The 25,211-nt window shown below is 67.5% G+C and carries 22 protein-coding genes; 9 read left to right on the plus strand and 13 right to left on the minus strand.

Annotated features, from left to right (window positions below; genetic code table 11):
- Positions 1-21: 21 nt before the first annotated feature.
- From GA0070621_RS05460 to GA0070621_RS05480, 5 genes are all read right to left on the minus strand, one after another.
- Positions 22-480: a PPC domain-containing DNA-binding protein gene (locus tag GA0070621_RS05460; RefSeq protein ID WP_091192072.1), complete on the minus strand. Its 459-nt coding sequence runs from the start codon at positions 478-480 to the stop codon at positions 22-24.
- Entirely contained in the window at positions 473-1,558 is a 1,086-nt protein-coding gene (locus GA0070621_RS05465; protein ID WP_167666621.1) for an asparaginase, read from the minus strand. The genes GA0070621_RS05460 and GA0070621_RS05465 overlap by 8 nt, the downstream gene beginning before the upstream one ends.
- A gap of 43 nt (positions 1,559-1,601) precedes the next feature.
- Positions 1,602-3,074 (minus strand): helix-turn-helix domain-containing protein, encoded by a 1,473-nt coding sequence (locus tag GA0070621_RS05470; protein WP_157739859.1) that lies wholly within the window; start codon positions 3,072-3,074, stop codon positions 1,602-1,604.
- Positions 3,075-3,282: 208 nt separating this feature from the next.
- The gene (locus tag GA0070621_RS05475; protein ID WP_091192078.1) at positions 3,283-3,489 is read right to left on the minus strand and encodes a DUF397 domain-containing protein; all 207 of its coding nucleotides are present in this window, start codon (positions 3,487-3,489) and stop codon (positions 3,283-3,285) included.
- The gene (locus GA0070621_RS05480) at positions 3,486-4,397 is read right to left on the minus strand and encodes a helix-turn-helix domain-containing protein (protein ID WP_269455433.1); all 912 of its coding nucleotides are present in this window, start codon (positions 4,395-4,397) and stop codon (positions 3,486-3,488) included. The genes GA0070621_RS05475 and GA0070621_RS05480 overlap by 4 nt, the downstream gene beginning before the upstream one ends.
- Before the next feature lie 608 nt (positions 4,398-5,005).
- On the opposite strand from GA0070621_RS05480, the gene GA0070621_RS05485 reads away from it, so the two are divergent.
- From GA0070621_RS05485 to GA0070621_RS05495, 3 genes are read left to right on the plus strand one after another with little or no spacing between them, the layout of a single operon-like run.
- Positions 5,006-6,412 (plus strand): APC family permease, encoded by a 1,407-nt coding sequence (locus GA0070621_RS05485; RefSeq protein WP_091192082.1) that lies wholly within the window; start codon positions 5,006-5,008, stop codon positions 6,410-6,412.
- The gene (locus GA0070621_RS05490; RefSeq protein ID WP_091192084.1) at positions 6,409-7,422 is read left to right on the plus strand and encodes an acetamidase/formamidase family protein; all 1,014 of its coding nucleotides are present in this window, start codon (positions 6,409-6,411) and stop codon (positions 7,420-7,422) included. Before GA0070621_RS05485 ends, GA0070621_RS05490 begins: the two co-directional genes overlap by 4 nt.
- A gap of 12 nt (positions 7,423-7,434) precedes the next feature.
- Positions 7,435-8,112, plus strand: a complete 678-nt coding sequence (locus GA0070621_RS05495; protein ID WP_407940332.1) for a GOLPH3/VPS74 family protein — start codon at positions 7,435-7,437, stop codon at positions 8,110-8,112.
- A 559-nt stretch (positions 8,113-8,671) separates the two neighbouring features.
- Here the strand turns inward: GA0070621_RS05495 and GA0070621_RS30705 are convergent.
- Positions 8,672-9,247 (minus strand): HNH endonuclease, encoded by a 576-nt coding sequence (locus GA0070621_RS30705; RefSeq protein ID WP_091202039.1) that lies wholly within the window; start codon positions 9,245-9,247, stop codon positions 8,672-8,674.
- Positions 9,248-9,386: 139 nt separating this feature from the next.
- Between GA0070621_RS30705 and GA0070621_RS05510 the strand changes: the two genes are divergently transcribed.
- On the plus strand, positions 9,387-10,526 hold the full coding sequence (locus GA0070621_RS05510) for an ISAs1 family transposase (protein ID WP_269455359.1): 1,140 nt from the start codon (positions 9,387-9,389) through the stop codon (positions 10,524-10,526).
- A gap of 89 nt (positions 10,527-10,615) precedes the next feature.
- On the opposite strand, the gene GA0070621_RS05515 is transcribed toward GA0070621_RS05510, so the two are convergent.
- The 4 genes from GA0070621_RS05515 to GA0070621_RS05530 form a co-directional block, all read right to left on the minus strand.
- On the minus strand, positions 10,616-12,169 hold the full coding sequence (locus GA0070621_RS05515; protein WP_091192088.1) for a 5'-methylthioadenosine/S-adenosylhomocysteine nucleosidase: 1,554 nt from the start codon (positions 12,167-12,169) through the stop codon (positions 10,616-10,618).
- 483 nt (positions 12,170-12,652) lie between these two features.
- Positions 12,653-15,295, minus strand: a complete 2,643-nt coding sequence (locus tag GA0070621_RS05520; RefSeq protein ID WP_091192090.1) for a tetratricopeptide repeat protein — start codon at positions 15,293-15,295, stop codon at positions 12,653-12,655.
- Positions 15,292-16,329, minus strand: coding sequence for a macro domain-containing protein (locus GA0070621_RS05525; protein ID WP_091192092.1), 1,038 nt, complete (start codon positions 16,327-16,329; stop codon positions 15,292-15,294). The genes GA0070621_RS05520 and GA0070621_RS05525 overlap by 4 nt, the downstream gene beginning before the upstream one ends.
- 602 nt (positions 16,330-16,931) lie before the next feature.
- Positions 16,932-17,501 (minus strand): hypothetical protein, encoded by a 570-nt coding sequence (locus GA0070621_RS05530; protein ID WP_167666624.1) that lies wholly within the window; start codon positions 17,499-17,501, stop codon positions 16,932-16,934.
- 273 nt (positions 17,502-17,774) lie between these two features.
- Here GA0070621_RS05530 and GA0070621_RS05535 point away from each other — a divergent pair, with 273 nt between their 5' ends.
- The 3 genes from GA0070621_RS05535 to GA0070621_RS05545 all read left to right on the plus strand — a co-directional run bounded on the left by GA0070621_RS05535 (position 17,775) and on the right by GA0070621_RS05545 (position 20,110).
- The gene (locus GA0070621_RS05535) at positions 17,775-18,035 is read left to right on the plus strand and encodes a hypothetical protein (protein WP_091192095.1); all 261 of its coding nucleotides are present in this window, start codon (positions 17,775-17,777) and stop codon (positions 18,033-18,035) included.
- The gene (locus tag GA0070621_RS05540; RefSeq protein ID WP_091192097.1) at positions 18,032-18,439 is read left to right on the plus strand and encodes a type II toxin-antitoxin system VapC family toxin; all 408 of its coding nucleotides are present in this window, start codon (positions 18,032-18,034) and stop codon (positions 18,437-18,439) included. The genes GA0070621_RS05535 and GA0070621_RS05540 overlap by 4 nt, the downstream gene beginning before the upstream one ends.
- Before the next feature lie 528 nt (positions 18,440-18,967).
- Positions 18,968-20,110: a hypothetical protein gene (locus tag GA0070621_RS05545; RefSeq protein WP_091192098.1), complete on the plus strand. Its 1,143-nt coding sequence runs from the start codon at positions 18,968-18,970 to the stop codon at positions 20,108-20,110.
- A 7-nt stretch (positions 20,111-20,117) separates the two neighbouring features.
- Here GA0070621_RS05545 and GA0070621_RS05550 read toward each other — a convergent pair whose 3' ends face one another.
- Entirely contained in the window at positions 20,118-20,474 is a 357-nt protein-coding gene (locus tag GA0070621_RS05550; protein ID WP_091192100.1) for a hypothetical protein, read from the minus strand.
- Between the two features lie 61 nt (positions 20,475-20,535).
- On the opposite strand from GA0070621_RS05550, the gene GA0070621_RS05555 reads away from it, so the two are divergent.
- Both GA0070621_RS05555 and GA0070621_RS05560 read left to right on the plus strand, forming a co-directional pair.
- The gene (locus tag GA0070621_RS05555) at positions 20,536-20,847 is read left to right on the plus strand and encodes a hypothetical protein (protein WP_091192101.1); all 312 of its coding nucleotides are present in this window, start codon (positions 20,536-20,538) and stop codon (positions 20,845-20,847) included.
- Between the two features lie 171 nt (positions 20,848-21,018).
- Positions 21,019-21,546 carry a carboxymuconolactone decarboxylase family protein gene (locus GA0070621_RS05560; protein ID WP_167666625.1) on the plus strand — a complete coding sequence of 176 codons (528 nt, stop codon included), beginning with the start codon at positions 21,019-21,021 and terminating at the stop codon, positions 21,544-21,546.
- Positions 21,547-21,623: 77 nt separating this feature from the next.
- Here the strand turns inward: GA0070621_RS05560 and ltrA are convergent, their stop codons facing one another.
- Entirely contained in the window at positions 21,624-23,432 is a 1,809-nt protein-coding gene (gene ltrA / locus GA0070621_RS05565; RefSeq protein WP_231920987.1) for a group II intron reverse transcriptase/maturase, read from the minus strand.
- Positions 23,433-24,389: 957 nt separating this feature from the next.
- A complete protein-coding gene (locus GA0070621_RS05570; protein ID WP_091192103.1) occupies positions 24,390-24,818 on the minus strand; it encodes a DUF5959 family protein in 429 nt (142 codons plus the stop codon).
- Positions 24,819-25,211 lie beyond the last annotated feature (393 nt).

A 25,211-nucleotide genomic window follows, 5' to 3' on the forward strand; every position in this document is an offset into this window, starting at 1 on the left:
GCTCTCGGACGCCGATCATCGCTATCCGAGGTGCAGTTGCGGTACGTCGTACAGGTCGGTGTTGGGTAGCCGGCGCATGGTGGGCGAGTTGATCTCGATGATCAGCATTTCGGTGAGAAATTGGACGGTGGCGTCCAGTAGGTGACTGGTGTGTGCGGTGGCGCTGTGTTCCTTGAGTCCGGCGGTGAGGTGGATGTGGGGGAGGATCTTCTGGTTGGTGTCGTCCCAGGCGATGGTGCCGCCGCCGAGCGCTTCGACGTTGGTTAGGTCGACGTGCGTCCAGATGGGGGCGTCGGGATTATCGAGACGTTGGCACGTGCCGACGATCTTGGCCGTGGAGAGCCCCGCGATGAACATGGGGATATAGCCCTGTTTGATGTCGTGGGCGCGGCAGGCGTCGGCGAGGGCGGTGAAGAAATCGTCACCATGGTCGAAGACGACACCGATCGTCCGCCCTGGGGTCAGGTCGTGGCTACGCATGTGCCGCGGTTTCCTCCGTCCGATCGCCGGTCAGGGTTGATGTTGGCCAGGGCCAAGAGGCGGGTTCATCGAGGTTGCCCGCGACGGCGAATGCTGGGGCGATGTCCTGTGGCTTGGCCTGGGCGGCCAGGAGCGTGCGAAGCAGGATGCGGGCTTTGTAGGGGTGCAGCCAGCCCGCGGGGATGAGTCCGCGGGTGAGGAGGTCGCGCTCGGAGCCGGGGAAGCCGTAGGTGCGGGTGAGGGTCGGGCCGGCCGGGGTGCGGGAGGTGAGGACGACGGGGATCCGTGCGGCGAGGGTGGTGAGGGGCTGGACGAGGGGTTCGGGTACGTGGCCGACTCCGAATCCTGCGACGACGAAGCCGTCGCAGTGCTGGCCGATGGCGTCGAGGAGGGTGGGGTCGTCGTCGAGGCTGACGGTGTAGAGGCCGACACGGGCGCGTTCGGCCTGGCTCGGGATAGGGGTGGCGAGCCGGTACGGCACGCGGGCCAGCAGCCTTACGTCACCTTCCATCACGTATCCGATAGGGCCGGTGTCCGGCGAGCGAAAGGTGGCACCGTTGGTGGAGTGGGTCTTGGCGACCCAGCGGGCGGCATGAATCTCGTCGGCGAGGACGACGAGGCAACCTTGGTCCAGGGCGGCTGGGGAGGCAGCGGTCTGGATGGCGGCGAGGAGGTTGGCGGGTCCGTCGGCGCCGGCCATGGTGGGGTTACGCATCGCGCCGGTGACGACCACGGGTTCGGGCCGCTTGTGTAGCAGGTCGAGTAGGTACGCGGTCTCCTCGATCGTGTCGGTGCCCTGGGTGACAACGATTCCGGCCGCGCCTGCGGCGAGTTCGCGGGCCGCTGCGGTGGCGAGCGCGGTGATGTCCGTCAGCGTGAGGGATGCCCCGGGGCGGCGGCGGAAGTCCACCACCTTGATGTCGATTCCAGTCGAGGCCAGCCCTGGTACGGCGTTAACCAGGTCGTGTGCGGACAGGGTGGGACTGACGCCTTCGCCGGTGCCGCTGGTCATGGCGATCGTGCCGCCGAGGCCGAACACCACTACCTTCGGCCTCGGTGTTGTCGGGGTCGAGGACACGACAGTTCCTTTCGGCGATCGCGGCGTGGTGCGCAGGAGCCTATTACGGCAGGGTGCCGATGAAGCGGCATGCTTGGTCGACGCCGTCGAGGGAGAGTAGACGGCTGCGGGGCTCGGCGAGGCCGGCGAAGCCATATTGGCCGAGGTCGGCGCAGCGGTTTTGCAGCCAGTGCCAGTCGAGGTTCAGGTAGTCGGCCAGGTGGCGTAGCCGTCCGCCGGGCGTGTCGTTGGCGGTCACGGAGTGAGCCTGCACGTGGCCGAGAGCGTCGCGGTAGGCGGCGATGGTGTTGCGGTGCTCGGTGGCGTCAACATGCCAGACGTCGTCGGCGCGAATCCAGGTGGCCATAATTGCACGCTGCTTGTCCATCACGAGTCCGGGCAGCGTGGTGTACTCCGGGTCGTCCGTTACTGCGGTGTGGATCCCGAAGGATTCCATCAACGCCACGGCGAGCAGCAGCAAAATCCGTTCGGACATCGACGAGGCGGCCACCGCGTGCGAGGGAAGGCAGAACATCCTGATCATCGGTTGAGAAGCGCTTCGGAACTGCATGGCGGTGTCGCGTAGATAGCTCAGCTTGTGGCGGAACAGCAGCCATGTGCTGGCCTCCTCCCCGCGTTGCTCCCGCGTCCAGTAGACGGGCACGTCGGACAGGAGATGGTAGTGGCGGCGGATGTGGTCGGCGCAGAACGCCGATCCGATCCACAGCCGCGACACCGGATCCAAGTCTTCTGCGATGTCGTGGCTGGCAGCCGACGCCGCCATGTCCTTGTAGGACGATGCGGCAGCCTGAGCGGCGTCCAAGCGGGCGTCGTCCAGCAGCAGCGATAGGTCGAGGTTCGCCACCGCCCACAGGACCCCGGCGGTGATCGCGTCGAGCTGGTACACGCGAGGGATGAGCAGCCGGGCGTCCCGCTCAGCTCCGACTAGGTGCCGGTATGCCCGCCGAGAGTCGAGCGCGAAGACACCGACGCGATCCGGCGTGTCGTCGACACGCCCCAGGATGAGCCGCCGCTGAACAGACCGGCGCCATCTCTGCTCTGTGTCCGCGTGGGTGATCGTCGCGAGGACGCGACCGTCGTCGACGGCTGGGTACAACTCGACATCGATCGCCGCGCCAGGAAAGTGCTGTCCTCCCGGCGCCATAACCACTCGACCCCACCTTGTTTCACCGGCAGGTAGCAGACCCCGTCCAAGGGGTGCCGCGAGTTGCAGCAGGTCGCCAGCAGGAGGCAGGTCTGATCGTGGAACGGGCCGGGCAGGCGGCATCCGGGGGCCAAGGGCTCTCACCTGATTGCTGCTGGTGCGCCGCGGGATGAAGAGGTCAAGGTCGATGTCGGTGGCGACTCCGAGGGCGTGCCGAAGGGCGGCCCGCCGTTCGTCGCTGGGCCAGCGATGCTCCCCACGTTCCAGCTTGCCCACCCAGCGATTGTCGACGTAATGGGCGGAGATATCTCGATCCGGGTAAAGCTGGTGCAAGGCGCTGTTGACCGCATCGGCCAACTCGCCGCGGGACATGCACTGCCTAGGCCGGCGAGGTGACGGCAGGCGCTCGCGTGCCGCCGCGAGGCACCTGTTCGGCGTGATCTCTGTCTCGGGATGGCGAGGCACAGCACCTCCTGAGGTACGCGCGGCGAGTGCCGCATCTCACAAGCGGTGTGTGCGCCATCTTGCCACCCACGGTTGGTGGGCCGTGCGCGTGCCGCAGCCCGCCGTAGTCCTTAACTCACTCGGGCGTGTCCGGACGCTGGAATCCGCCGTCGCAAATGTCTTCGACGAAGGATCGCCACCGATGCGGGTCGAACCGCAGCATCAGCCCGTCAGGCTCTTTCGAGTCGCGCGTCAGGACCGCGTCGTCAGCTAAGGCGACCTCGACACAGTTGCCGTCGTCGCTGTGGCTGGACTTGCGCCAGGTGCGCTCTGGCGTAGTCATGCCGGTACTCCTTCCGTAGGTGCCAGATGATCCGCCGCGGCGCGGAGGAGGCGGATGCTCGCGCCGGGTGACAGTGCGGCGGCCTTGAGCCTGCCGTGCAGGCTTAGGTATGGGTCGATCTCGCCCGGGTCGGTGTGGATTAGGTCTTTGGTGAGGGTGTCCACCGCGATCGCGTGCGAGCTTTGCGGATCGCGGTAGCGGTAGATCGAGTAGGCGGATCGAGGAGCACTGTGTCCTCGGATCGACGCGTCGACAGGTAGCACCTGGACAGATACGGATGGATGGTTCGCGCAGACGGCGAGGACGTGCCGAAGTTGATCGGCGACGACTACGGGGTCGGCGGCACATCGCCGGATCGCGATCTCATCAATGACAGCCTCGTAGCGTGGCCCGCCGGCGGCGAGCACTAGGCTCTGGCGACGAGCGCGGGCGGCGACTGCGGCGGCAGGGTCGAACCTGTCGCCGTGTCGGGCAGGGTCGCTGCGTAGCCGCGCGTCGGCGAACGCGGGCGTCTGGAGCAAGCCAGGAATCAGAGCCATGGCGTACTCGATGATCGTCCTGGTGCCGCTTTCCAGGTCGGCGTAGATGGCCTGCCGGATGCCCATTCGTTCGGCGTCGGCCGTCCACCATCCACGAGTCCAACCGTCGGCTGCCGCGTCCATGATGGCTGTTCGCCTATTTGCCCCGACCGCAAGGTAGTCGCAGATCCCGCTGACGAGGTCGATGTCAGGGCCAAGATGGCCGTTCTCCAGCGCGCTGAGCTGCTGCCGTGGGAACCCAACAGCACGGGCGATCGACTCGCTCGTCACGCCATGTTCCTCACGTAGACGGCGGACTTCGCGTCCGAGCCATCGTCGGCGGACGTACGGACTGGGGTGATTCACCGGCAGCCTCCAGGGACCACTCATGCCGGGTCGACGGTTGGTCGGCCGGATGAGGTCAATGTAACCCCGCTAACCAGGCGGGCGGCATCGGCGAAGCTGATGGTCCAAGCATGTTCTCGCTGGTCAACTACTGGTCGGAACGCAAGTCGGTACATGAGGTCGGGCCGAAGGTCGGTATTCCCAGCTCCGCGCCCTTCCGTGATCGTTGACTTGCAGCGAGCTATTCGCCAATGCGAGGCACTTGCGCGAGGAGGGGTGAATGCGCCGGATGAAGTGGTTCCTCCCGGCCGACGCGACCGGACGTTCAATCCCTTCGGTTGCCCTTCCCGTGTGTCTGGTCCTCGCGGGGCTTGACTCGGTGCTCACGGAGCGTCTACCCGCAATCGATAACCGTGGATTTTGTCCGCCAGCTCAGTTCTCGTCGTCGCGCAACCCAGCGACGGTGCCGTCAGTGCAGCGATCCATTTCGCTGTTGGGCAGCCCAAGTCGTGCCCGGCGCTACCCACTGGGCGGACCGGAGCTGCTGCCGTCGGGCCTTGTCCGTCCGGCTTTCCGGTCTGGCTGTGGGCAGCCGCCATGGACATCGACCCGCAACCGATTCCCCTCTACTCCTTGTTAGGAAGGCTCCCGAGATGTCTGAGCAGGACGAGTTGGCCCGCTATGGCTACCGGCAGGAGTTGAGCCGGCAGCTTCGGTTCAGGGATCTGATCGCGTACGGCCTGGTGTACATGGTGCCGATCGCGCCGATGGCGATCTTCGGCAGTGTCTACGCCGGCTCCGGCGGGATGGTCGCCCTGGCGTACGCCATCGGCGTGGTCGCGTTGGTGTTCACCGCGTTCTCGTACGCCCAGATGGTCCGGGCATTCCCCATGTCCGGGAGCGTCTACAACTACGCTGGCCGCGGCATCAGCCCACCGGTCGGCTTTCTCGCCGGCTGGGTGATCCTCCTTGACTACGTCCTGGTGCCAGGCCTGCTCTATCTGGTGGCGTCGGTGGCGATGCACGCGACCGTGCCGTCGATTCCCGTCTGGCTGTGGCTGTTGGGCTTCGTCGCGGTCAACACGGTCGTCAACTCGGTCGGGATCCGTATGACGGCCGTGGTCACCCGGGTGATGCTGGTCGGTGAGCTGATTGTCCTGGCGGTCTTCATCGCCGTCGCCGGCTGGGCCGTCGCCTCCGGGAAGGGGCGCTTCAGTTGGGAGGCGTTCTACAACTCCCACACCTTCGCCTGGTCCGCTGCCGCCGGCGCGGTGTCGATCGCGGTGCTGTCTTTCCTCGGTTTCGACGGCATCAGCATGCTGGCCGAGGAAGCCAGGGGAGGGGCGCGGCAGATCGGCCGCGCGATGGCGGCGGTGCTCGTGCTGGCGGGGGTGTTGTTCATCGCGCAGACGTGGCTTGCCGTGATGCTCGTCCCCGACCCCGCCTCGCTGCTGGCCGATGGTGATCCGAACGGCACCGCGTTCTACGACGCCGCCCGGGTGGCCGGTGGGGGCTGGCTGGCGACGCTGTGTGCGGTGGCGACGGCGGTGGCGTGGGGGTTGCCGAACTCGATGGTCGCTCAGGTCGCCACCAGCCGGCTGTTGTACGCGATGGCCCGCGACCGGCAACTGCCCGCGTTTCTGGCGAAGGTGTCGATCCGCCGGAACGTGCCGATCAACGCCACCTTGCTCACCGGCGCCGTGTCCCTGGCCCTCGGCCTGTACATGGCCACCCGGTCCGACGGGATCACCCTGCTGTCGTCGCTGATCAACTTCGGGGCGATGGTCGCCTTCCTCGTCCTGCACGTCTCCGTGGTGGTGCACCATCTCATCCGCCGCCGTAGCCGCAATCTCTGGGCGCATCTGGTGATGCCGGCGGTCGGGTTCGCGATCCTCGCCTACGTGGTGGTGAACGCCAACATCGCCGCCCAGCGCCTCGGCCTGGCCTGGCTTGCCCTCGGCGTGATCGTCCTCGCCGGCCTGTACCTGTCCGGCCGCCGGCCCGCGCTGTCGGGCCTCGCACCGGTGCAGCCGTCCGGCCGTGACTTGGAGCGGGTGTGACGACCATGGACAAGATCACCTATCAGCCGGTGCGGGATGAGTTGGCGTACACCTTCGGCGGTCGGCTGCCGGTCGCGCACCTGCGCTCCGGCGACGTGCTGGAGGTCGACACGGAGGATTGCTTCGGCGGCCGGGTCCGAACGGCAGCGGATCTGCCGTCGCGGGTGTGCCGCATGCCGTACCTGAATCCGGTGTCGGGGCCGTTCTTCGTCGAGGACGCCGAGCCCGGTGACACCCTCGCTATCCACCTCGCCTCGATCGTCCCCGCGCGTGACTGGGGTGTGTCGTCGACGTTTCCGCACTTCGGCGCCCTCACATCAACCGCCCACACGGCGACGCTACAGCCGCCATTAGAGGAGCGGGTGTGGGTGTACGGCATCGACCGGCAGGCCGGCACCGTGCGGTTCCAGGCCACCGAAACCCACCACGGCATCAACCTGCCCCTCGACCCGATGATCGGCACGATCGGGGTCGCCCCGGGCGGGTTCGAGGCCCGCTCGACGATCGTCCCGGACGTCCACGGCGGGAACCTCGACACCCCGCGACTGCGTGCCGGCACCACCCTGTACCTGGGGGTGAACGTGCACGGAGCGCTGTTCGCCGTCGGTGACGGCCACGCCCGCCAGGGCGAGGGGGAGGCCTGCGGTGTCGGAGTGGAGATCGCTACCACCACGATCCTCGCCGTCGAGGTGATCAAGGGCGTGTCGACGGTGTGGCCGCGTCTGGAGACCGACGTCACGGTCATGTCGATCGGTTGCGCTCGCCCTCTGGAGGACGCCTACCGGATCGCGCACCACAACATGGTCGGCTGGGTGGGGTCCCTGACGGGGATGGGGCTCCTGGACGCCTATCAGTTGGTGTCGCAGGTGGGGCGGGCACCAATCGGCAACGTGTGCGACCCGAACTACACGGTCCTCGCTGCGGTCGACAAGGCCCTGCTCCCCGCGCCCGAACCGGCCTACCACGGCGCGCACACACGGCTGCGGCAGCACACCGCCGGGCTGCGGTAGGGGAGGAGACTCGTGATGGCGCCACTTTCCCCGTTGCCGCTGCGCGACGAGTTGTTCCTGCTCGGCCACAACGACGACACCGGCCAGCCCCACATCCACCACCAGGCCCTCGCCCTCGGCCTGGCCGGCGCGGTCCTGATCGACCTGGACCTGGCCGGACGCATCGACCTCGGCGACGACACCTGCCCAGCCGACGAGCGGTGGCTGCGCCCCCACGTCGACCGGCCCGCCGGTGACCTGATCGCCGACACCGCGCTGACCTCGATCCGCTACGCCCGCACCCTGCCGTCGCTGAAAGGCTTCGTGCGCGGATTCTCGATCGACCTGTACGAGCGCACCCGGGCCGGTCTCGTCGCCGGCGGCATCCTGCGGCACGCCACCCGCCGCCGCCTCGCCGGACTCATGCGCGCCGACAGCTATCTGCCGGTGGACAGCAAATGGTCGGTGGTGGCCCGTGCCCGGCTGCGGTCTATCGCCACCGGCTACCAGCAGCCGGACAACCACACCGCCGCCCTCGCCGGACTCGTCGCCGTGCTCGGCCTCACCGAGTATCTCTACCTCGGCGACGACACCACCACGCTCACCGCGCATCTGAAGGCGATCGCCGACCAGCACCTGCACCCGGTCCGCGACATCACCGCCGCCGTCGACGCCACCGTCGGTGACCTTGCTACCGCCACCTACCGATGAGTGCCACACGACATCGCATCCTGCGGCCAGCCCACCACCCGCCTGATGTTCGGCAGGCGCGGTGACCCGCTTCCGCTATCCGATAACGAGACGAGGGGCCGAACCGATGGAGACTGCTGTGCGAATCCGGGCTGCCCGCTGGGCAGACAAGGACGACGTCGCCGCGCTGATTGCCGAAGCCCTGCACCCCAACCCACTCGCCGCATGGCTGGTGCCCGACGGGGAGCAACGCCGGCAGGTGCTTGCCGATGTCGTCGGGATCTGGGTGGAACATGCCCTGTTCTTCGGCGACGTTCACCTGACCGACGACCTGACCGCCGCCGTTGTCGGCTTCCACCGCTACCGGCCCATCCCACCACCGGTCAACTACCGTATCCGGCTCGCCGACACCGCCGGAGCGCACGCGGACCGGTTCGACCTGCTGGACAGCATGCTGTCCACGAGACAACCCACCGAGTGGAGTAGGCCGACGGCGAGGTGCCCGTGGTTCGGGTCCTTTTCCGTCGGCCCCTCCCCGAACCGGACAGGCGAGATTTCCCCGCATCCGGCTCTCCAGTGGTCATTTTCGGGTGGTGGCTGTGGCCCGTCCCGCATGGATGTCCTGGTGGCATGTTTCGCAGACCACGAGGGTTTTGCGTCTACGTTTAGCCATCAGGTGTACCCACGAGGGCCGTTCCGGCCGTCCTGGCTTGTCGAGATCAGCGAGTTTGCGGATGTGGTGGACTTGCAGTCCGATCCGCCCTTCGCAGAGCTCGCACTGTCCGGCGAGGAGCCGGTGGATCAGCTCGTTGCGTCGAACGGTGGCCATGATCGGCTTGAGATCGGCGATGACGGCAGTGCGCTGTCGCTTGAGAGGTATCCCGCCGAAGCGGGCGACCAGCGGCTTCCTGCCTCGGTCTCGCTGCACGGTGACCTGAAAGCAGGTCCGGGGTCCGTCGGGGGTGTCGATGCTGGCCTTGTACTTACGGGCCATCTTCCTGACGGAGGACTTGTGCTTCGCGGCCAGGGTCTTGAGCATCGATGCCTCCAAGACCCAGCGCAGCCGGCCCAGGCGGAACACGTCCTGGGCGAGGAGGTAGTACAGGGCTACTGCAAGATCGAGATATGACCGGTCTGCCGGCTTCGGGGTAGTCACGCCGGTTGCGGCTGTTACATGAGGTAGAGCGCGGTCTTCGGCTGATCATTCAGGTGTCTAGGCCAAATGATCGAACTCGAGGACCGCGCTCGTGGAGCCATCATCGTTGATCGGCGGGCTGTCCGCACGCCTGCACCGCGTGTCGGATGATCCGCATCGTCATGCCGCCGGCCTGTTGCAGGCTCTGGCCCGGGTACCCGACCCGCGTGACCCACGTGGCCGGGTCCATTCGTTGCCCAGCCTGCTCACGGTCGCGGTGAGCGCGGTGGCTGCCGGGCAACGTTCGGTGTCGGCCATCGGTGAGTGGGCGGCCGACCTGCCGGTATCGACACTGGACCGGTTGCAGGTCGCTCGGGATCGGTTCACCAACGCCTATCTGGTGCCGAACGCGTCCACGATCGGGCGGGTCCTGGCGCGTGTCGACGCCGATGCTCTGGACACGGCGATCGGCCGGTGGCTGATCAACCGGACAGCCGTCACGCCGGCAGTGGGCCGTCGGGCCATCGCTGTGGACGGCAAGACGTTACGCGGCAGCGGCCGCCCCGGCGGTCAGGTCCACCTGCTCGCCGCGTTGGACCAGCACACCGGCGCGGTGCTCGCCCAGACCGGCGTCGACGGCAAGACCAACGAAATCACCCGGTTCCAGCCGCTGCTGGACGACCTCGACCTGACCGGTGCCGTCATCACCGCGGATGCCCTGCACACCCAACGTGAGCACGCCCGCTGGCTGACCGAGACCAAACACGCCGCGTACCTGTTCACCGCGAAGAAGAACCAGCCGCGACTGTACCGGCAGCTCAAGGCCTTGCCCTGGGCCAAAATCCCGGTCCTGGACGAAACCAGCAGCCACGGTCACGGCCGCCGCGACATCCGAGCGCTGCAAGCAGTCACCTGCCTCGGTCCCCTCGCGATCGACTTCCCGCACGCCAGCCAGGCCCTACGAATTCGCCGGCGCCGGTACAACCAGGCCACAGGACGGTGGTCCACCGTCACCGTCTACGCCATCACCAGCCTCGGCGCAGCCGAGGCCCGGCCTGCCGACCTGGCCGACTGGCTACGAGGACACTGGCTGATCGAGGCCCTGCACTACCTGCGTGACGTCACCTTCGGCGAGGACGCCAGCCAGGTCCGCACCGGCAACGCCCCACAAGCTATGGCCGCCCTCCGCAACACCGTGATCAGCCTGCTCCGGATGGCCGGCGTCACCAACGTCGCCAAAGCCCTACGCCACAACAGCCGAAACCCGGACCGGCCACTACAACTCCTCGGAATCACCTGAACCGCTCAAATCCCTACCTTGCAGAAGCCCTGGACTGGGGGCGGGGCGGGATTCGCCATCGGCGTCGACAAGGGCCGATTCTCCACTCATCATTGGCGCAGTGACCGGAGTGCTACCAGCAGCCGGGCGGCCAGCTCGGCCGACACTTCGCCGGGATACCGCCGGAGGTCGCGAGTGGAGATGGACTCGTCGGCGGCTAAGCGCACATTTGGCGGGCTGCTGAGTCCCATCGTCGCGTTTTGCCGGGGTAGGTCGCGGACCCGCCCCACCGTGAGCATCATCGCCGGCTCGGCACCGACCGCTGGCGCATACTGACCTACGTCCGGCACATTCAAGGCCATCAGGGTCGCCAGCATGCCGGTCAGCCGCTCAACGAGGTCGTCGTCATCGAGCACAGCCCCCAAGGAGTCATGGGGCAGGGGACGCCACGCGGAGCGCTGCCCGAGCCGGTCCACGACAAGGCCGGCTGGCCCGTCGGCGTACCGGACCGCGGTGGCCCAGGCGGCCCGGTCGTCGGAGTCGATCCGCAGCTCCTGGCCGGCGGTGAAGAGGCCCGAACGGCGGCCGGCGGCGGCTAACTCAACGCCGAGGGCGGTGATCCGGCGGACGGGCACACGGGCAGCGTCGCCGATCGGCATGAGATGCAGCTCTAGGGCGCTGCGCTCGATCGCACCACTGTGGCCGCTGCGGTCGGTGCGCCATACGATGTCGACCGTCTGCGGCAGGGGACGCCAGGCGGGACCGTCCGTCGGCTGCTCAGCCACCGCAGCAGTGGGCAGGCCCGGGTGGAGGTAGACGTTTCCGTCCATGGCGCCGGCTGCCAGCCCGCCGTAGGAGACGATGTTCTGCTGCTTAGGCGCTGGCGAGGGTGCGCCGGTCGACGTCGATCCGGCCGGTACCCGATCGGCGAGTGCAGCGGCGAATGCGGCGGCGCCGACCATGGCGTTCGCTTGGTGGCCGCCGGCGTCGGTGACGTACTTGTTGCCGTCCGCCCGGTCACTGATGCCGCGGATAGTGAGCGTCGGCAACGAGCGGTTCATCTGGCCAGCCCGCGCGGCGCCCGCACTCTCCATCTCGATGGCGGCCGAGTCGGCGTAGTGGCGGTCCAGCTGCTCACGGAGAGGATGCGTTGCCGAGTTGAGTACCACCTCACCGGCGGCGATAGGGCGGAAGTACAACTTGGGATCCGCTGCAGCGGGCAGGCTGGTCCGCCACATGCCGGTTCGGTCCAGTTGGTGGGCGATCTGCTCAAGCGCGTGCGGGGGGAACCATGCCTCGGGAGTGGCGTGGAAGCCTTGGTTGTCGGCGCGTCCGCCGTGGTAGGCGTACACCTTGCGGCCGAAGATGACATCGCCTAGCGCGAGATCGTCGTGTAGTGCCCCGGCGATGCCGACGAAGAACAGCGCCTGCGGATGGAACGTCGCGATCGCCCGCTCGGCCACCACCGCGGCGTTGGTGTTGCCGGCGCCGGTGAGGCCGACAGCTACCCGGCAGGACGATTGCCGTAGCCGGCCAACCTCGAACAAGGTGCCGGCCGGGTGCGGTGCCTCGGTGACGTCGGTCAGGTGCGCGACGACCGCCTTGTACTCCACGTCGAGGGCCGTCAGGATAACGACCCGCACCTCCGCGTCCGGCAAGCTCATGTATGAACGCTCCGATCGTACGAGTAGATGGCGGGATCAAGCGTACGGCGGCGGGATGGCACCAACCCCGTGAGGCGAGTGGGATGACGTGTGCTGGATCAAGGAGTAGGCGCCGAGAACGGGCTCGCCCGCGGAGTCATCGGGGCTGAGTTGCACCTCTTCGGCGGGAGCGTACCGGTATGTTGCTCTCCGCTTGGCGGCGAGCGCAGATGTCGTGGGACGAGTAGCTCCGCGAGTCGCCCAGCCTTCTATGAACGCCCGGCGCGGGGCCTGCCGTTCACCGGCCGGGCGCTGAGGTTGACGACTGGCAAGGCTGGTGCGACAGTGCCGATCCCCGTGGCGGCGCGCTGCTGCAGGGTCCTGGCGGACAGTGCAACCGGACTCCCGGCGGGGCGGCCGCGCCTGCAGCAGCCGCAATGTTAGCTAGTGGTAAGGGCGGACCTCACTCGCGTGGAAGCGAAGAAACGATCGGGCTGTGCCGTTCTACGTCTGGTCGAGCCGGTGCCGGACCTTGCGGGCTTCCGCGAGGTCCCGTTCGGTGGTCGCGGTGGCCGGCAGGCCGGCCAGGATGTCGATCGCCTCGTCTGCCAGGTCCTGAGCCTCGGCCACGACACCGGAGCCCGCGGCGGCGATCAGAGATTGGGCCAGCTCCTGGGCGTGAGCGGCTGGATTGGCGACTGCCAGGCGTCGGCGGATACGGACCGATTCTTCGTATGCGTGCTGGGCCTCGTCACCTCGTCCCGCATCGGCCAGCCGGTTGCCGAGGTTCAGTAACACCCGGGCGATGTGCCGGTCCTGGCCGAGGCGGCGGTAGATCGCCGCGGATTCCTCGGTCGACGCCAGCGCTTCGGTGTGGCGGCCCAGCCGGGCGAGCACGTTGCCGTGGTTGTTCAGCACCCCGGCGAGGCTCGGCAGAAACGCGGTCTCATTGCGCTGCACAAGCCTGCGCCGCAGCGAGACCGCTTCCTCGAGGGCGGCGCAGGCGTCCGCCACGCGGTCGACTTCGGCGAGCCGGCTGCCGAGGTTGTTCAAGGCGGTCGCCAAATCGGGCAGGTGCCGTGCCGGGTCGACCGCCGCCAGGTCCCGATAGATCACTGCGGCTTCCTCGACGGCGGCCAGCGCGCCGTCGAGGTCGCCGAGATGCACCCGCAGCAGACCAAGGTTGGTCAATGACGAGGCGACGTCCGGAAGCAGCCGCCGATCGCCTTCGGCCAGCTCCCGCCGGATGCCAAGAGACTCGCTGGCAGGCCCCGTGGCGGCCTCGTGCTCACCCAGTTCGCTGAGCAGCAAACCGTATGTGTTCAGCGCGAGCGCCAGCTTCGCCCGCTGACCCGGGTCGGCCTCGGCGAAGCGGCGCCGTAGCGCCACTGCCTCCTCGGCGGCCTCGCGGGCAAGGTGCTGGCGCCCGAGCTCGGACTGCGTCACACAGATGTTGTTCAAAGCGGCGGCGAGCAACGGCAGCCACCTGTCGGCGTCCCCGGCCTCGGCGGCCCGCCGATATTCGCCAGCTGCCGCCATGGTCGCCTCGAGCGCCTCCAGGTGCCGGCCGGCGTTTGCCAAGCGCCATCCGTGCAGTCCGTGGTATTGGCCCCGGCGGCCGGGATCGTCGGTGGCGGCCAGCCGGTGGACCGTCAACCTGGTGTTCACCGCCGCCGCGCCGATATCGAAGTCAACATGCCGTTCGGCGGGCAAAAACTGCTCGGCTGCCCTCAACGCGTTCATATCGACGTCCGGAAGCTCGCTGACTGCGGTCATGGCCGCGCTACCCGCAGTGACCAGCAACCGGGGATTGCGGCGCAAGTTCGGGTAGAGATGTCCCACACCGACGTGCGGCCAGCGTTCAGCGGCGGCCGCCATGAACGTGACCGCTCGGGCCGGACTCAACCCGGGTACGGAACCGAGCGCGTTGAGGATCTCCCCGGTGAAGTCAGCGCTCCACGAGGCTGCGGGGTAGTCCGAGGTATGGCCGGGCAGGGTGAGGGCGATGAAGTCCTCGGCGAGCCGGTCTGGATACAGCGGTTCGAGGAAGGTCTGAGCGTCTGGTGCCGGGTAGCAGACGGCGTGGTCGGCGAGCAGGCCGTCGGCGCCGGCGGACAGCTTGAGCCGGGTAACGAGATCCTTACCGACCTCCGGTGGCACGGCGCCGCTGAGCGCGGCGAGAAAGACCATACGGCGCATCGTTTCCGGTGCCGTGCCGATCGTCGGCGTACCGCGCTTGTGCTCGTGGAGTTGGTGCCAGTTGAGCTGCTCGCGGTCGATGAGGTAGACGGTCATCCCGGCTAGGTCGGTGGGCGCGGTTCGCCCGCTGACCGCCGCGTCCACCGCGACCAGCGCTGCCATGTGCACTGCGAGGGTAAGTCCCATCTTCGGGCCGGTGAGCGGTCCTGGGGGCGTGATGGTTTCGGCGTCGGTGACCTCGTAGCGGGCGGCGAAGCTGTCGCGGGCCGTCTCGAAGATGAACGTCCGGCCGCTCGGCTCGTCCGGCAGGGGAGACAGCGCGGTGCTGGCGTGGTCTGCCATGTGGTTGGCCAGGGTTGCCCGAATCGCCGGCCACTGCTCGGCGCTGCGCGCGATCAGCAGGATCCGGGCGGGCACGTCCCGCCGGTGCAGCAGGGAGTTGCTGAACAGCCAGGTGAGGTGGCTCAGCGGCCAGCGGTCGGCGTAGTCGACCACGAGCAGCACGCCGGCGTGCTGGGCCGGGTCGAGGTCCTCGCGGCTGGGAGCGGGCAGGACCGTGCCCAAGCCGTGCAGGGCCTGCACCACCAGCCAACCGTCCGTCCGGGCCTCCTCGGCGAAGCGAGCCGCGAGTCGGGTCTTGCCCTGTCCGCCCGGGCCGTACAGCCAATGGGCGGACAACCGGGTGGGGGAGCGGCGCCACCGGTGCAGCGTCTCCCGCTCAGCGGCGCGTCCGCAGAACGGCACCACCTCGTGCCGGGCGTTCAGCATCCGGCTCGGTGACTGCCGTAGCCAGGCCGGGTCGGCCACCGCGGTTTCCGAGGGCCAGCGCTGCAGCAGGTAGACCGGGGTGCCGTCACCGAAGATGTGCAGGTCGGCGCCGATCACGCCGTACGCCGCTCCAGCGACCGCCGCGATGCTCTGCCGGGGTACGGGCTGCTGCTCAGTCATCCTCGTCCCTGAGGGTTCAGACCCGGGCAGGAGTCCAGCGTGGTGCGGCAGACGGCCAACTCCCGGTCCGTGTATGCCAGGAACAGCACCCGCTCGGGTGCCGGCCCCGCCGATCGGGCAAGGTAGTCGACCGCAGCCAGTAGCAGCGTACGGGCGATGGCTTCCAGATCGCCGCCCGCGCTGCCCGCACCGATCAGCGGAAACAGGACGCTGGCCGCCGGCTCGAGTCGGGTGCCGTCGTGCCGCACCGGGTTTGCTGCCGCGGTCAACCCCCGGACCACCGCTCCGTCGAGGTCGCGGATCGGCCGATAACCCTCGCCCGGCTCACCTTCGACCGCAGCCATGTGGATCACAAACTTGACGCCGTGACTACGAGTGAGCTCACCCGCGGAAGTGACAATGGCGATACCGGGGGTGACCGGCCGGCGGTCTCTCACCGCCAGCGCCAGATCATCCGCGACCAGGTCGGCCAAGACCCGGCCGGTGCTGTCCCGGGCGGCCCCTTCGTAGCGGATGATGCCAGAGGTCGAGAAGTCGTGGATGCGGGCCATCATCATGTCGGTGTTCTCCGAGTTGACCCAGGCGTCGATATCGTGGACGCGCCGGATATCGCCGGTCACGATCCCGATCAAACGTCTGCCCTGCCCAGCGCTGTTCCGCACCCGGTACCAGTGGGTCTCCTGGCGCTCCAGTGGGACCGGCTTCGCCGCGGCCTTTTCGGTCTTTCCGGCCTTTCGGGCTGCCGCGGCCTCGCGCTGATCGCGTTCCGCCGCGCGGTTACCAGCGCGCAGGGCGGCAGTCCACACCAAGATCACAAACGCGCCGGCGCCGCCGAGTGTCACACCGAACAAGGTGCCGTCCGACGTGGTCGCCGGGAACGCCGAGAAGGTGACGAGAGTGGCGGTCAGGGCGGCGCAGAGCCAGACGAAGACGAAGAGGGTGTGCCGGATGCCGGTGGCGGACGGGCGTGTCGCCCACCAGAAGCCCACCAAGCACAGTGCCAGGAAAATGCCGGCGGCGATGTTGACGACCAATGAGGACCCCCACTTCAGGCCACGGCGCTTCAATGTATCCGTCCGGTCACGCGGTGAGAAGAGATGAACCGGGCGGTGAGTATGGGTCCGGCCAGGTGATGCCTGTTGAGGAGGGCCTCGATTGCTGGTGATGGCGTGGGTAGCGGGACGGGGTGGGACCCTAACGCCGTCCGTGGTCCGGCCCCCCGTTTACCCCCGGAAAACCCTAGACTGCGGTTGACAAACAGTGACGAAAGGCGGTCATCGCTGGGTCGCTGCCAGTGCAGCTCAGTGCCCATTTTTGACAGCCAACGACAAGGCTGGGGTGGCTACCGTCGGTAACAAGGGGTTTTGACGACCAATGACAAGCGCTGACGAGGGGTCGACAAGAGGCTTTTCTGGATTCAAATCCCCTCCTTCGCCACCACGACTGCCTCGGCAACTACCGCGCCGTTACGCTGGCCGGTACGTAGTGGAGGAGCGAGACGAGGGTCTGGAGCCTGGGCGCCTCGCGGGGCTGCGCGGACGCCTGCCGTACCGCCTGCCGGGCGCACTCAGCTGACTCCTTTGATCCGGACCGGTGAGGTTCCAGCGAAGATGACGACGGTCTCACAAGCTGCGCACTACATCGGCTCGTGGATGAAGTCGACCCCGAACACCTGCCCTGCCTTGTCATACTCGGAGACGGTCGGGTCCGTTGAGTAGACAGCGAGCACGGAAGCCGGATCGGCCGCGACGTCCCTACGCGGCCAGATGGAGAACGATGTCGGTGGGCGCGTACCCGGCCGGGGTGGACCGGGCGGTCTAGGTGTCTTCAGGTAGCTGAGTTCGCGCCGGACTCCGAGTGCCGCCCGCATCATGTGCTTCTGGAATGCAGTGTTCTTGCACTCTACGGCCATCCGGACAAGGTCGTGGGGAGGGTAGCCCGACTTGATGCCAGCCGGGAGGATCACGATGTCGAGTTCATGGCAGTCGCCCCGCTGCGGGGGCAACTCACCTCGGCGGAGGTGGTGGCTCAACGTCAGAATCTCGATGTCGGTCCAGACCTCCAACAGCGGCTGGCCCCGTTGACGCAGCTCAAAGTGCGCGAACGAACGATCGATGGGTCCGCCTGATGAGCGAAGTCGCATTTTGTCTGAGCCGACGAGGATGACCTCGTATCGCTCGTGAGTCCGTAGGTTCTCCAGGATCACGCTGAGGACCCACGCTTCGTAGAGCTTCCCGGGGGTCATGCTGAGTGTGAGACCGCCTGCGGCGGATGTGGCGGAGGCATGCCGGTAGCGAGCCATGACCGCGTCGATGTGGCAGTGGCGCCAGAACGAGGCCGGCGGGGCGGCTGAGGTCGACAGGCCTTAAACCGGGCGGTGACGCCTGGCTGGCGCAGCGTGAGCATTGGGACTGCGGAGTCCGCGTGACCGAGTGTGAAGGTTGTACCCGTCGCGGTTTGGTGACGGTACGCTGTAGGGGTGACTGAGATGCCGATTCCCGAGGGTGAGCGGCTCGCTGAGGTGGCTCGGGACGCCGCGCGTTCGGGGCAGGTTGTCTATCTGACCGATCGTGGTGAGCGGTTGGCGGCTATCGTCCCGGCCCGTCTGGCGGCGCTGCTGGAACGCGGCGGTGTGGCCGGCGGCCGGCGAGTGTTAGGCGCTCGCGGGGCCGGTCGAAGCGGGCAGCGTGACATCTCCGAACGGATCGAAGAGATCCTTCGTAGTGAGGTGGGACGATAGCACTCGTCGTCGATGCCGGCCCGCTGTATGCCTATGTCGATGCCGATGACCAGCATCATGAGGCGTGCGCGGACCTGCTGGAAACCCATCCCGGCCCGTTGATCGTTCCTACGTTGGTGATCACGGAGGTCGTCTACCTCCTGGCAACTCGCCTTGGGGCTCAGGCTGAACTGCGATTTCTCGGTGACCTGGCCTCAGGCGCGTTCGACATCGAGCCTGTGCATCCGACTGACTGGCTCCGCATAGCTGATCTTGTCGAACGATACGCCGATCTCCCCCTCGGTGCTGTCGATGCATCGGTGGTCGCCTGCGCAGAGCGGCTCGGCATCGATGAGGTTGCCACCGTTGACCGGCGGCACTTCACCATCATCAAGGCAAACCGGCAACTGCTACTGCTGCCCTGAATTGCCGGTCAGCCACTCCGACTGGCTACAGCGGCAAGGCGGAAGGCGATGCGAAGCACGAAGCGCTGCGACGACTCCTTTACTCGGCTGGTTTATGCTTCCAGTGACCTGGGCAAACGTCGTCGAGCATGCCGCTGGGCCACCGGACTACTGGGGTCAAGGGGTCGTCGGTTCAAATCCGGCCGTCCCGACCGGTTGACCTGGGGAGATGAAGATCTTCCCAGGTAACGGCGGTAGCATCCGGTAACGGATGATCTTCGACTGCGGTAACCGTGCCGCGGATTGGCCGTCGTTCCCCTCGCGTTCACCGGCTCTGGCCTGCGGCTTCGCGCTGCTGGCGGATGGGCCGGCATGTTGCTTCCTTGATTTTGCCTCAAGTGCTGCGGGTGCCGGAGGCTATGGCTCGGGTAGCTCGACGGCGCTTCTGCTGTGGCAGGTTCGTTGGCCGGCCCGGCGTCGTGGGCGGGGTGAGGTGACGGCCGGGTAGGTTCCAAATCTCGCGGGTGTCGGGTCGTGGTATGAACAGGCGTGTCGATCACCGTTGATGATGATCTGTTGAATCGTGCGGGTGAGTTGAAGCGGCAGCTGGTGTCGTTTTCGCAGCAGCCACGTTACGACCGGGCGTTCGACGACGTGCTCGCGAGCCGGTATGACGGTCGGGTTGCGCTCGATGAGCACACCATGATGATCTTGTGGGATTACTTCGTCCTGGAGCATCGGCTGCGTAACGGCCGGACGGTAGTGGAGCAGTTCGTCGCCGCGCACCCGGAGTTGCCTGAGCCGGAGCGCCAGATGCTGCTCGGGTGGCGGGATGTGGTGCAGGGGCCGTTCGAGGTGCAGGGGCGCGACGGGGCAGCGCTGGTGGTGGTGAACCTCGTTGATGAGCTGACCTATTGCGTGCGTTCGAACATGGGTCCGTCGGTGTTCCGGCGTACGCCGCGTCGGTCGTTTCTGCTCGCTCGGCTGGTGGCGGTGGGCGAGGAGTGGATGATCAGTGGCCCGATGAACGTGTGGCGGGCGCAGGAGCGGGACGTCGCGTACGAGATGGCGTTGGAGATGTCGCTGCGCGCGCCGGAGGCGGTGTACCGGAACCCGGAGAAGCTGGCCCAGGCATGGGAGCTGCAACGTCAGGACCGGGACCGGTTCGTGCGGTTCTTCGGCAGCGATCTGGTGGTGGTGGCCGGCGATCAGGTAGCGGATCGGATGGCCGATTACCATGCTTTCTGCCGTGCCGAGGTGCCTGGCACTCCGTCCTCAATCTCGGCCGTTGACGGGCCGGTGTTGGAGTTGCCGCCGGATGTCGTGGATGCGGAGACGGTGGCGATGATCTACGACGAGGTCGACGGGTTGGGCTTCTACGCCGAGTTCGGGCTGGTGGAGGCGGCGTTCGCGGATCCGGACCTGTTGCGGCGCCGCCGCTACCGGGAGCACACGATGGCGTACCTGCAGGATGACAGCGTCGCCCCGCTGGTGCTGCGGCGGCTGGCCGAGCTTGATCCCGAGCGGGCCAGTGTGGTATTCCGGCGGCTGTTGAAGAAACCGCGTTTCGACTGGGCCCGCGACGGCGAGGAGCTTCTGCGCGCGTACAAGCCGGAGCATTTCCGGCGGGCGCCGCGGCCGCGGGTCAGCCCGGTCAGCGAGCGGCTGGCCGCTTACGCCCGTCGGCGCTGAGGCACCGTCAGGTGCTGGGCCAGGTCCATTCGGGTCTCGGCCGCGCTGGGAACGGCGTGAGGACGGGGTAGCGCCGGTAGGCGGCATGGATCCAAGCGGTGACCGTGTCCGGCGGGAACGCCGGGTCGGCGAAGGCGACCTCGCCCGCGCCGTGCGGGCCGTGGCAGGTGGCGACGATGCCGCGTGCCTCGGTCGTGTAGTCGATGGACGTGACGGTGACCGGGGTGCCCAGCAGGGCCGCCGTGGTGGGCAGATGGGTCTCGTCCTCGATCACGGTGAGGAACGCGCTGTGGTGTTCGTCGGCGCCGTAGGCGTCGACGACGATCGTCTCGATTGCGTTGTCCAGGTCCAGGTCATCCGGCACGCCCCACAGGTTAGGGCGGTGGGTTCCCGAGGTCCGGGCAGCGGTCTGCTGAGATGGACCGGTGACCGGTGATGGGCTGACGGTGTTGGTGGACCGACTGCGCTGGGATCGCCGGCGCGATCCCTACCGGGGGCGACGTGAGTACTCGCAGGCCGCCCGCCAGGTGGCCGAGGAGTGTGATCGATTGGTCGCGGTGGGGCGGGCGGATCTCGCGGTGCCGGTGTTGCGCAAGGCCGTCGACCGCATCACGCGGGCGCTGATGTATATCTTCGCAGCCACGCTCGTGGCAGCGGTGGCTCACGCGTGGGTGGTGCGAGGGACACTCGCCGTCTGGCTGCGCCGGGCAGAGACCACGACCCGCGGGAGAATGTGACTTCCGATCTGTCGGTGATCGGTCTTTCGGCGGTCGCGGGGTGCAGCACACTGACTCCATGAACCGTCCTGCTACGTTCCTCGCCGATCCGCCGCAAAGCCCGGCGGTGACTGCCGCGTATGAGGGCGATCTCGCCTCCGACGGCTATGTCAACAACCTCACTCGTGTCTGGTGCTGGCGTCCCACGTGCTGGCATCCTTCCAGGCCCTGCGTGCTGATCTCCTGGCCGATTCAGGCCTGTCGCCGAGGGAAGTAGCCGTGATGGTCGCCGCCACCGCCGCTGCCCGCAGCGATGCTTACTGTGCACTCGCCTGGGGCTCCCGGCTGGCCGAACTCAGTGACGAGGCGACCGCCGCAAGGGTGCTGCAACGCGTTGACAGCGACCTGTCCGAACGGGAGGCCGCGCTGGCCGGTTGGTCTCGTCAGGTCGTCCAGGATCCGAATGCCACGACCGAGGCCGACGTGGAGCGCCTACGCGACGCGGGTCTCAATGACCAGGAGATCTTCGAGGCGACGACCTGGATCGCGTTTAGGCTGGCGTTCTCCACCATCAACGACGCGCTGGGGGCACGGCCCGATCCGCAGCTTGCCGAGAAGGCGCCTCGGCTCGTCCGGGAAGCCGTCACCTATGGCCGCCAAGTTCAGGCGCACCCAACCTTGACTCCCGCCGACAGCGGCGCCGCCCGACGCTCGCGCTGACAGGCCGGGTAGCGGCGGCGCATTGCTGCGCCGCCGCCCCCTTAGAACCGGACGTGCACGATTTCCATGCATCCGGCTCAAGCAAGCCCTGTGGCTCGCTGGCGTGCAGTTGGCTGGCCTGCCGTTTTGCCGGTGTTCCGGCGGTGGCAGTGGGTGTGGAGCAGACGGAGTTGCGGATCGTGCGGGGTGTTGTCCTGTCGTAGGCTGATGGTGTTGTGATCCATAGCTTTTCGCAGGCCGCTATACCATTGTTCCCATTCTCGTGGGGTTTGTGGTGGGCGGTCGGCGTGCAGGAGGAGTTGCCCGCAGTAGGTGCACCGGCCCTGCTGGCTGTCGAGCAGCCGTTGGGTGGTGCGGTCGACTGGGGGTTGCAGCGTCGGGCGTCGCCGTCGGCTGGTCCAGTAGTCGGTCAGCGCCGAGTCATCGGGTGACGCGGTGCCGGGGACCATCTGGTGCCGCACGATCCTGGTCCAGGCGAATTTCTGCAGGTAGGCGCCGCTGTCGCGGTCACCGAAGACCCACCGATCTCGCCGGGACTTGTTGAACATGCCGAAGTAGCGGGCGATGACCCAGCTTGTCGGCTTGTTCGGGTGGGTGTGCCTGGCCCATTTGTAGACCAGTTTCCACAGGTAGTGGTCCAGCGAGTTGAAGATTTCGCTGGACACCACCGTCCGGTAGTAGGCCGCCCAGCCCCGGATGATCGGGTTGAGGCGGGCGATCACCGCGGCGGCGTTGCTGCCGCGCAGTGCACGCACTTCGGTGCGTAGCCGTTTCCGGATCCGTCTGATCGCCGTTTTGCTCGGTTTGATCAGCAGTAGGCCGTGGTGGCGGCGGACGGTGAACCCGAGGAAGTCGTAGCCCTCATCGAGGTCGACCACGCGGGTCTTGTCCTCGTTGAAGGCCAGTCCTCGGGGCGTCAGCCATGCGGCCAGCCGCGCTTTGACCTGCATCGCTTCGTCCTTGGTGCGGCACATCGCGACGAAATCATCGGCGTATCTGATCAGCACCGGGCTGTCCGGGACGCTGGCCGCACCGTCGGATCCGATGGTGCGGTAGCGAACCCCGGCGGCGTGTTCCATCCCGTGCAGCGCGACGTTCAACAGCAGTGGGCTGACCACCCCGCCTTGAGGAGTTCCCTCCTCGGTCGGGGTGAACCGGCCCTGTTCAACTACCCCGGCGCTCAGCCAGTCCTTGACCTGTTCCCTGGCGGGGAACCCGCCGAGCTGGGTGAGCAGATGGTGGTGGTCGATGCGGTCGAACGCCGCTTTCAGGTCCGCGTCCAGCACCCAACGCCGGGCCGGGTTCTTGCCCTTGACGGTGTTGAAGATGGCCTGGATGGCGTCCTGACAGCTGCGTCCGGGCCGAAATCCGTAGGACCTCGGCTCGAACCGGGCTTCCCATTCTGGCTCCAACGCGGCCGCGACCCGGGCTTGCAGCACCCGGTCGACGAGCACGGGGATACCGAGCGGTCGGCGGCGGCCGTCCGCTTTCGGGATATACACCCGTTTGACGGGGCGGGCCTGCCAGGGCCGTAGCCGGCGGTGAATACCGTCCGCCAGTGCGGCCTTGTCCTGGCTGTGAAGGACGGTCCTGCCGTCCACGCCCGCTGTCAAACGTCCAGCGTTGATCTCCGTCACCCGGCGAACACTCAACAACGTGTTCGACCGGGAACGCAGCATCAACTTCTGCAGGTTCCGGACCCGCTTGTGGTCCCCCGCCTGCGATGCCGTGAAGATCCGTTGGCGCAGACGCCGTACGCGATCCTCGCAGGCACGCCAATCCACCGCGTGCCAGTCGAGGACGTCCTCCGGTCCGTTCACCACCCCCACAGGAGTGGCACCCAACTTGCCCTTCGGTTCCAGCCTCGTCGTCATCGTCTCTTTCACGGGCTCACCTGACCCGCGTCAGCCTGCTTTCGCAGCCGGGCACCCGGCCCGGTATCCGGCCAGTTATCCACGACACCGCCCAGAAGGAGACGGCCACGTCGTCGCGGTTTCCTGCCGCCTTTCGGCCACCGGCGTTCGCTTCTCAGGTCATCCTGTTCCCGCCCGGGGAGCTGGGCCTTCCTCACGGTCGGCTTACCGCCCGCCGTCACCGGCGGCGGACCCCGTCGGGGTTTCCACGTTCCACACTCACGAGATACGACCGGGTTGGGTGCCCTCTCTACCCCGGGGACCGGCGGTGCTTCCCTGACCAGATGCCGTGCCCGGCCAGCGCCTGCCGCCTCACGACGGCCCGTCCCAACACCCCGCCCGAACATCCCACCGCGCAGGGCCACTATTCACGAGGCATCAACGAAGGTTCACGCGATTCACCCGTCCGGTCTGCCCCTCACCCGTGGCCCCCTCGATGGGACGAGGACCCTTCGGCTTTCCCCTCGGGCTTCGCACCCCGCCGTTACCAGCAGCGCACGCCAAGGGCAGGGCCAGGCAGCAAGCACGCGCCTGGGACTACACAACCGACATCACGCCGGTCCTCCTAACTGCGAGTCCACTCGCAAAGTGCGACATCGTGTCGCAACGGCATGTGAGTGCGTGTCGGGGGACGCCGGCCGGCCCCGAATCCGGACCCGAAGGGGTCGCGACTCGCACCGGACGGAGACACCGGACAAGGTGAACCAATGCTGAATCAGGTGGCCGACGGCGTCTGGGTCCGGCAGAGCGAGTGGGTCTGGAGCAACGACGTCGTGGTGTGCGGGGAGGATGGCGTCCGGTAGGGCGTTCCACCTTGGCCCCGGCCGGGACGCTGGAAGGTTTACGTCTGCCTGACGAGGAGGTCCGCTGTCTTCGCCCCTAGCGGAACCGCCAGGTCACCAGTCCTGGCAGAAGAAGTGCGTTGACCGTCTACCCCCACTGTGGCGGCTTCCAGGAATCAGTCAGGGCGCGGAGGCGTCGCCGGTGGCTCGCAATCCAGTCCCCGGGCAGGACGATGGGAACGCGCACCGTGACCATGGAGTACGACTCGTCTTCCACGACCACTTCCGGGCAGTCCCGATCGCCGGTGAGCCGGATGAAGACGGAAGGCCCTCTGTCCATCGCCATCCATGCGATGTCCTGACCCGCGTCGAGGCTGTCGAGCGCGTTGCCCCAGGCCTGCAACTTCGAGGCGCTCAGGATCAGCTTTGTGCGGCCACTCACAAAGGGAGTCTCAACGACGATCTCTGCAGCAAGGCCGGCCGACCACGTCGGTTCCGGGCCAAGGACCTTGATGCGTACGCTGTTCCCCTCATCGTCAGCGAGAACGACAAGATCCATCGGAGCGACGTCGACCACTGCTCTCCCTCGGACGGGTACCTGGCAATCCTCGCCCGCCCACGCTGGCCGGCGCCACTGCTCGCGGCGCAGTCGACCGGGTACGGCAAGTCGGTTCCTGCGGATGGGGCCGTGTTCATCGCCGCCGGGGAGCTGCGCGAGCTGTCGGTGGACCCACGTGCCGGCACTGCGCGGATCGGAGCCGGGCTGCGGTGGGGTGAGGTGCTCACCGCAGCAGCCGGAGCACGGACTCGCACCGCTGTGCGGCTCCTCCGGCCACGTCGGGGTGATGGGCTACCTGACCGGCGGCGGCCTCCCGCTGGCCTGCCGCACGTACGGCTTCGCCGCCGACTACGTCCGGGCCTCTCGACGTTGTCACGGCCGATGGCGTGCTCCGCACCGTCTCGCCTACCC

Origin of the sequence: Micromonospora narathiwatensis (assembly GCF_900089605.1) — a bacterium.
Taxonomy (GTDB): domain Bacteria; phylum Actinomycetota; class Actinomycetes; order Mycobacteriales; family Micromonosporaceae; genus Micromonospora; species Micromonospora narathiwatensis.

Excerpts from the sequence above, each read along its gene's own strand:
- GA0070621_RS05460 (WP_091192072.1), bottom strand. The coding sequence starts at position 480 with ATGCGTAGCCACGACCTGACCCCAGGGCGGACGATCGGTGTCGTCTTC.
- GA0070621_RS05470 (WP_157739859.1), bottom strand. The coding sequence starts at position 3,074 with ATGTCCCGCGGCGAGTTGGCCGATGCGGTCAACAGCGCCTTGCACCAG.
- GA0070621_RS05475 (WP_091192078.1), bottom strand. The coding sequence starts at position 3,489 with ATGACTACGCCAGAGCGCACCTGGCGCAAGTCCAGCCACAGCGACGAC.
- GA0070621_RS05480 (WP_269455433.1), bottom strand. The coding sequence starts at position 4,397 with ATGAGTGGTCCCTGGAGGCTGCCGGTGAATCACCCCAGTCCGTACGTC.
- GA0070621_RS05485 (WP_091192082.1), top strand. The coding sequence starts at position 5,006 with ATGTCTGAGCAGGACGAGTTGGCCCGCTATGGCTACCGGCAGGAGTTG.
- GA0070621_RS05515 (WP_091192088.1), bottom strand. The coding sequence starts at position 12,169 with ATGAGCTTGCCGGACGCGGAGGTGCGGGTCGTTATCCTGACGGCCCTC.
- GA0070621_RS05520 (WP_091192090.1), bottom strand. The coding sequence starts at position 15,295 with ATGACTGAGCAGCAGCCCGTACCCCGGCAGAGCATCGCGGCGGTCGCT.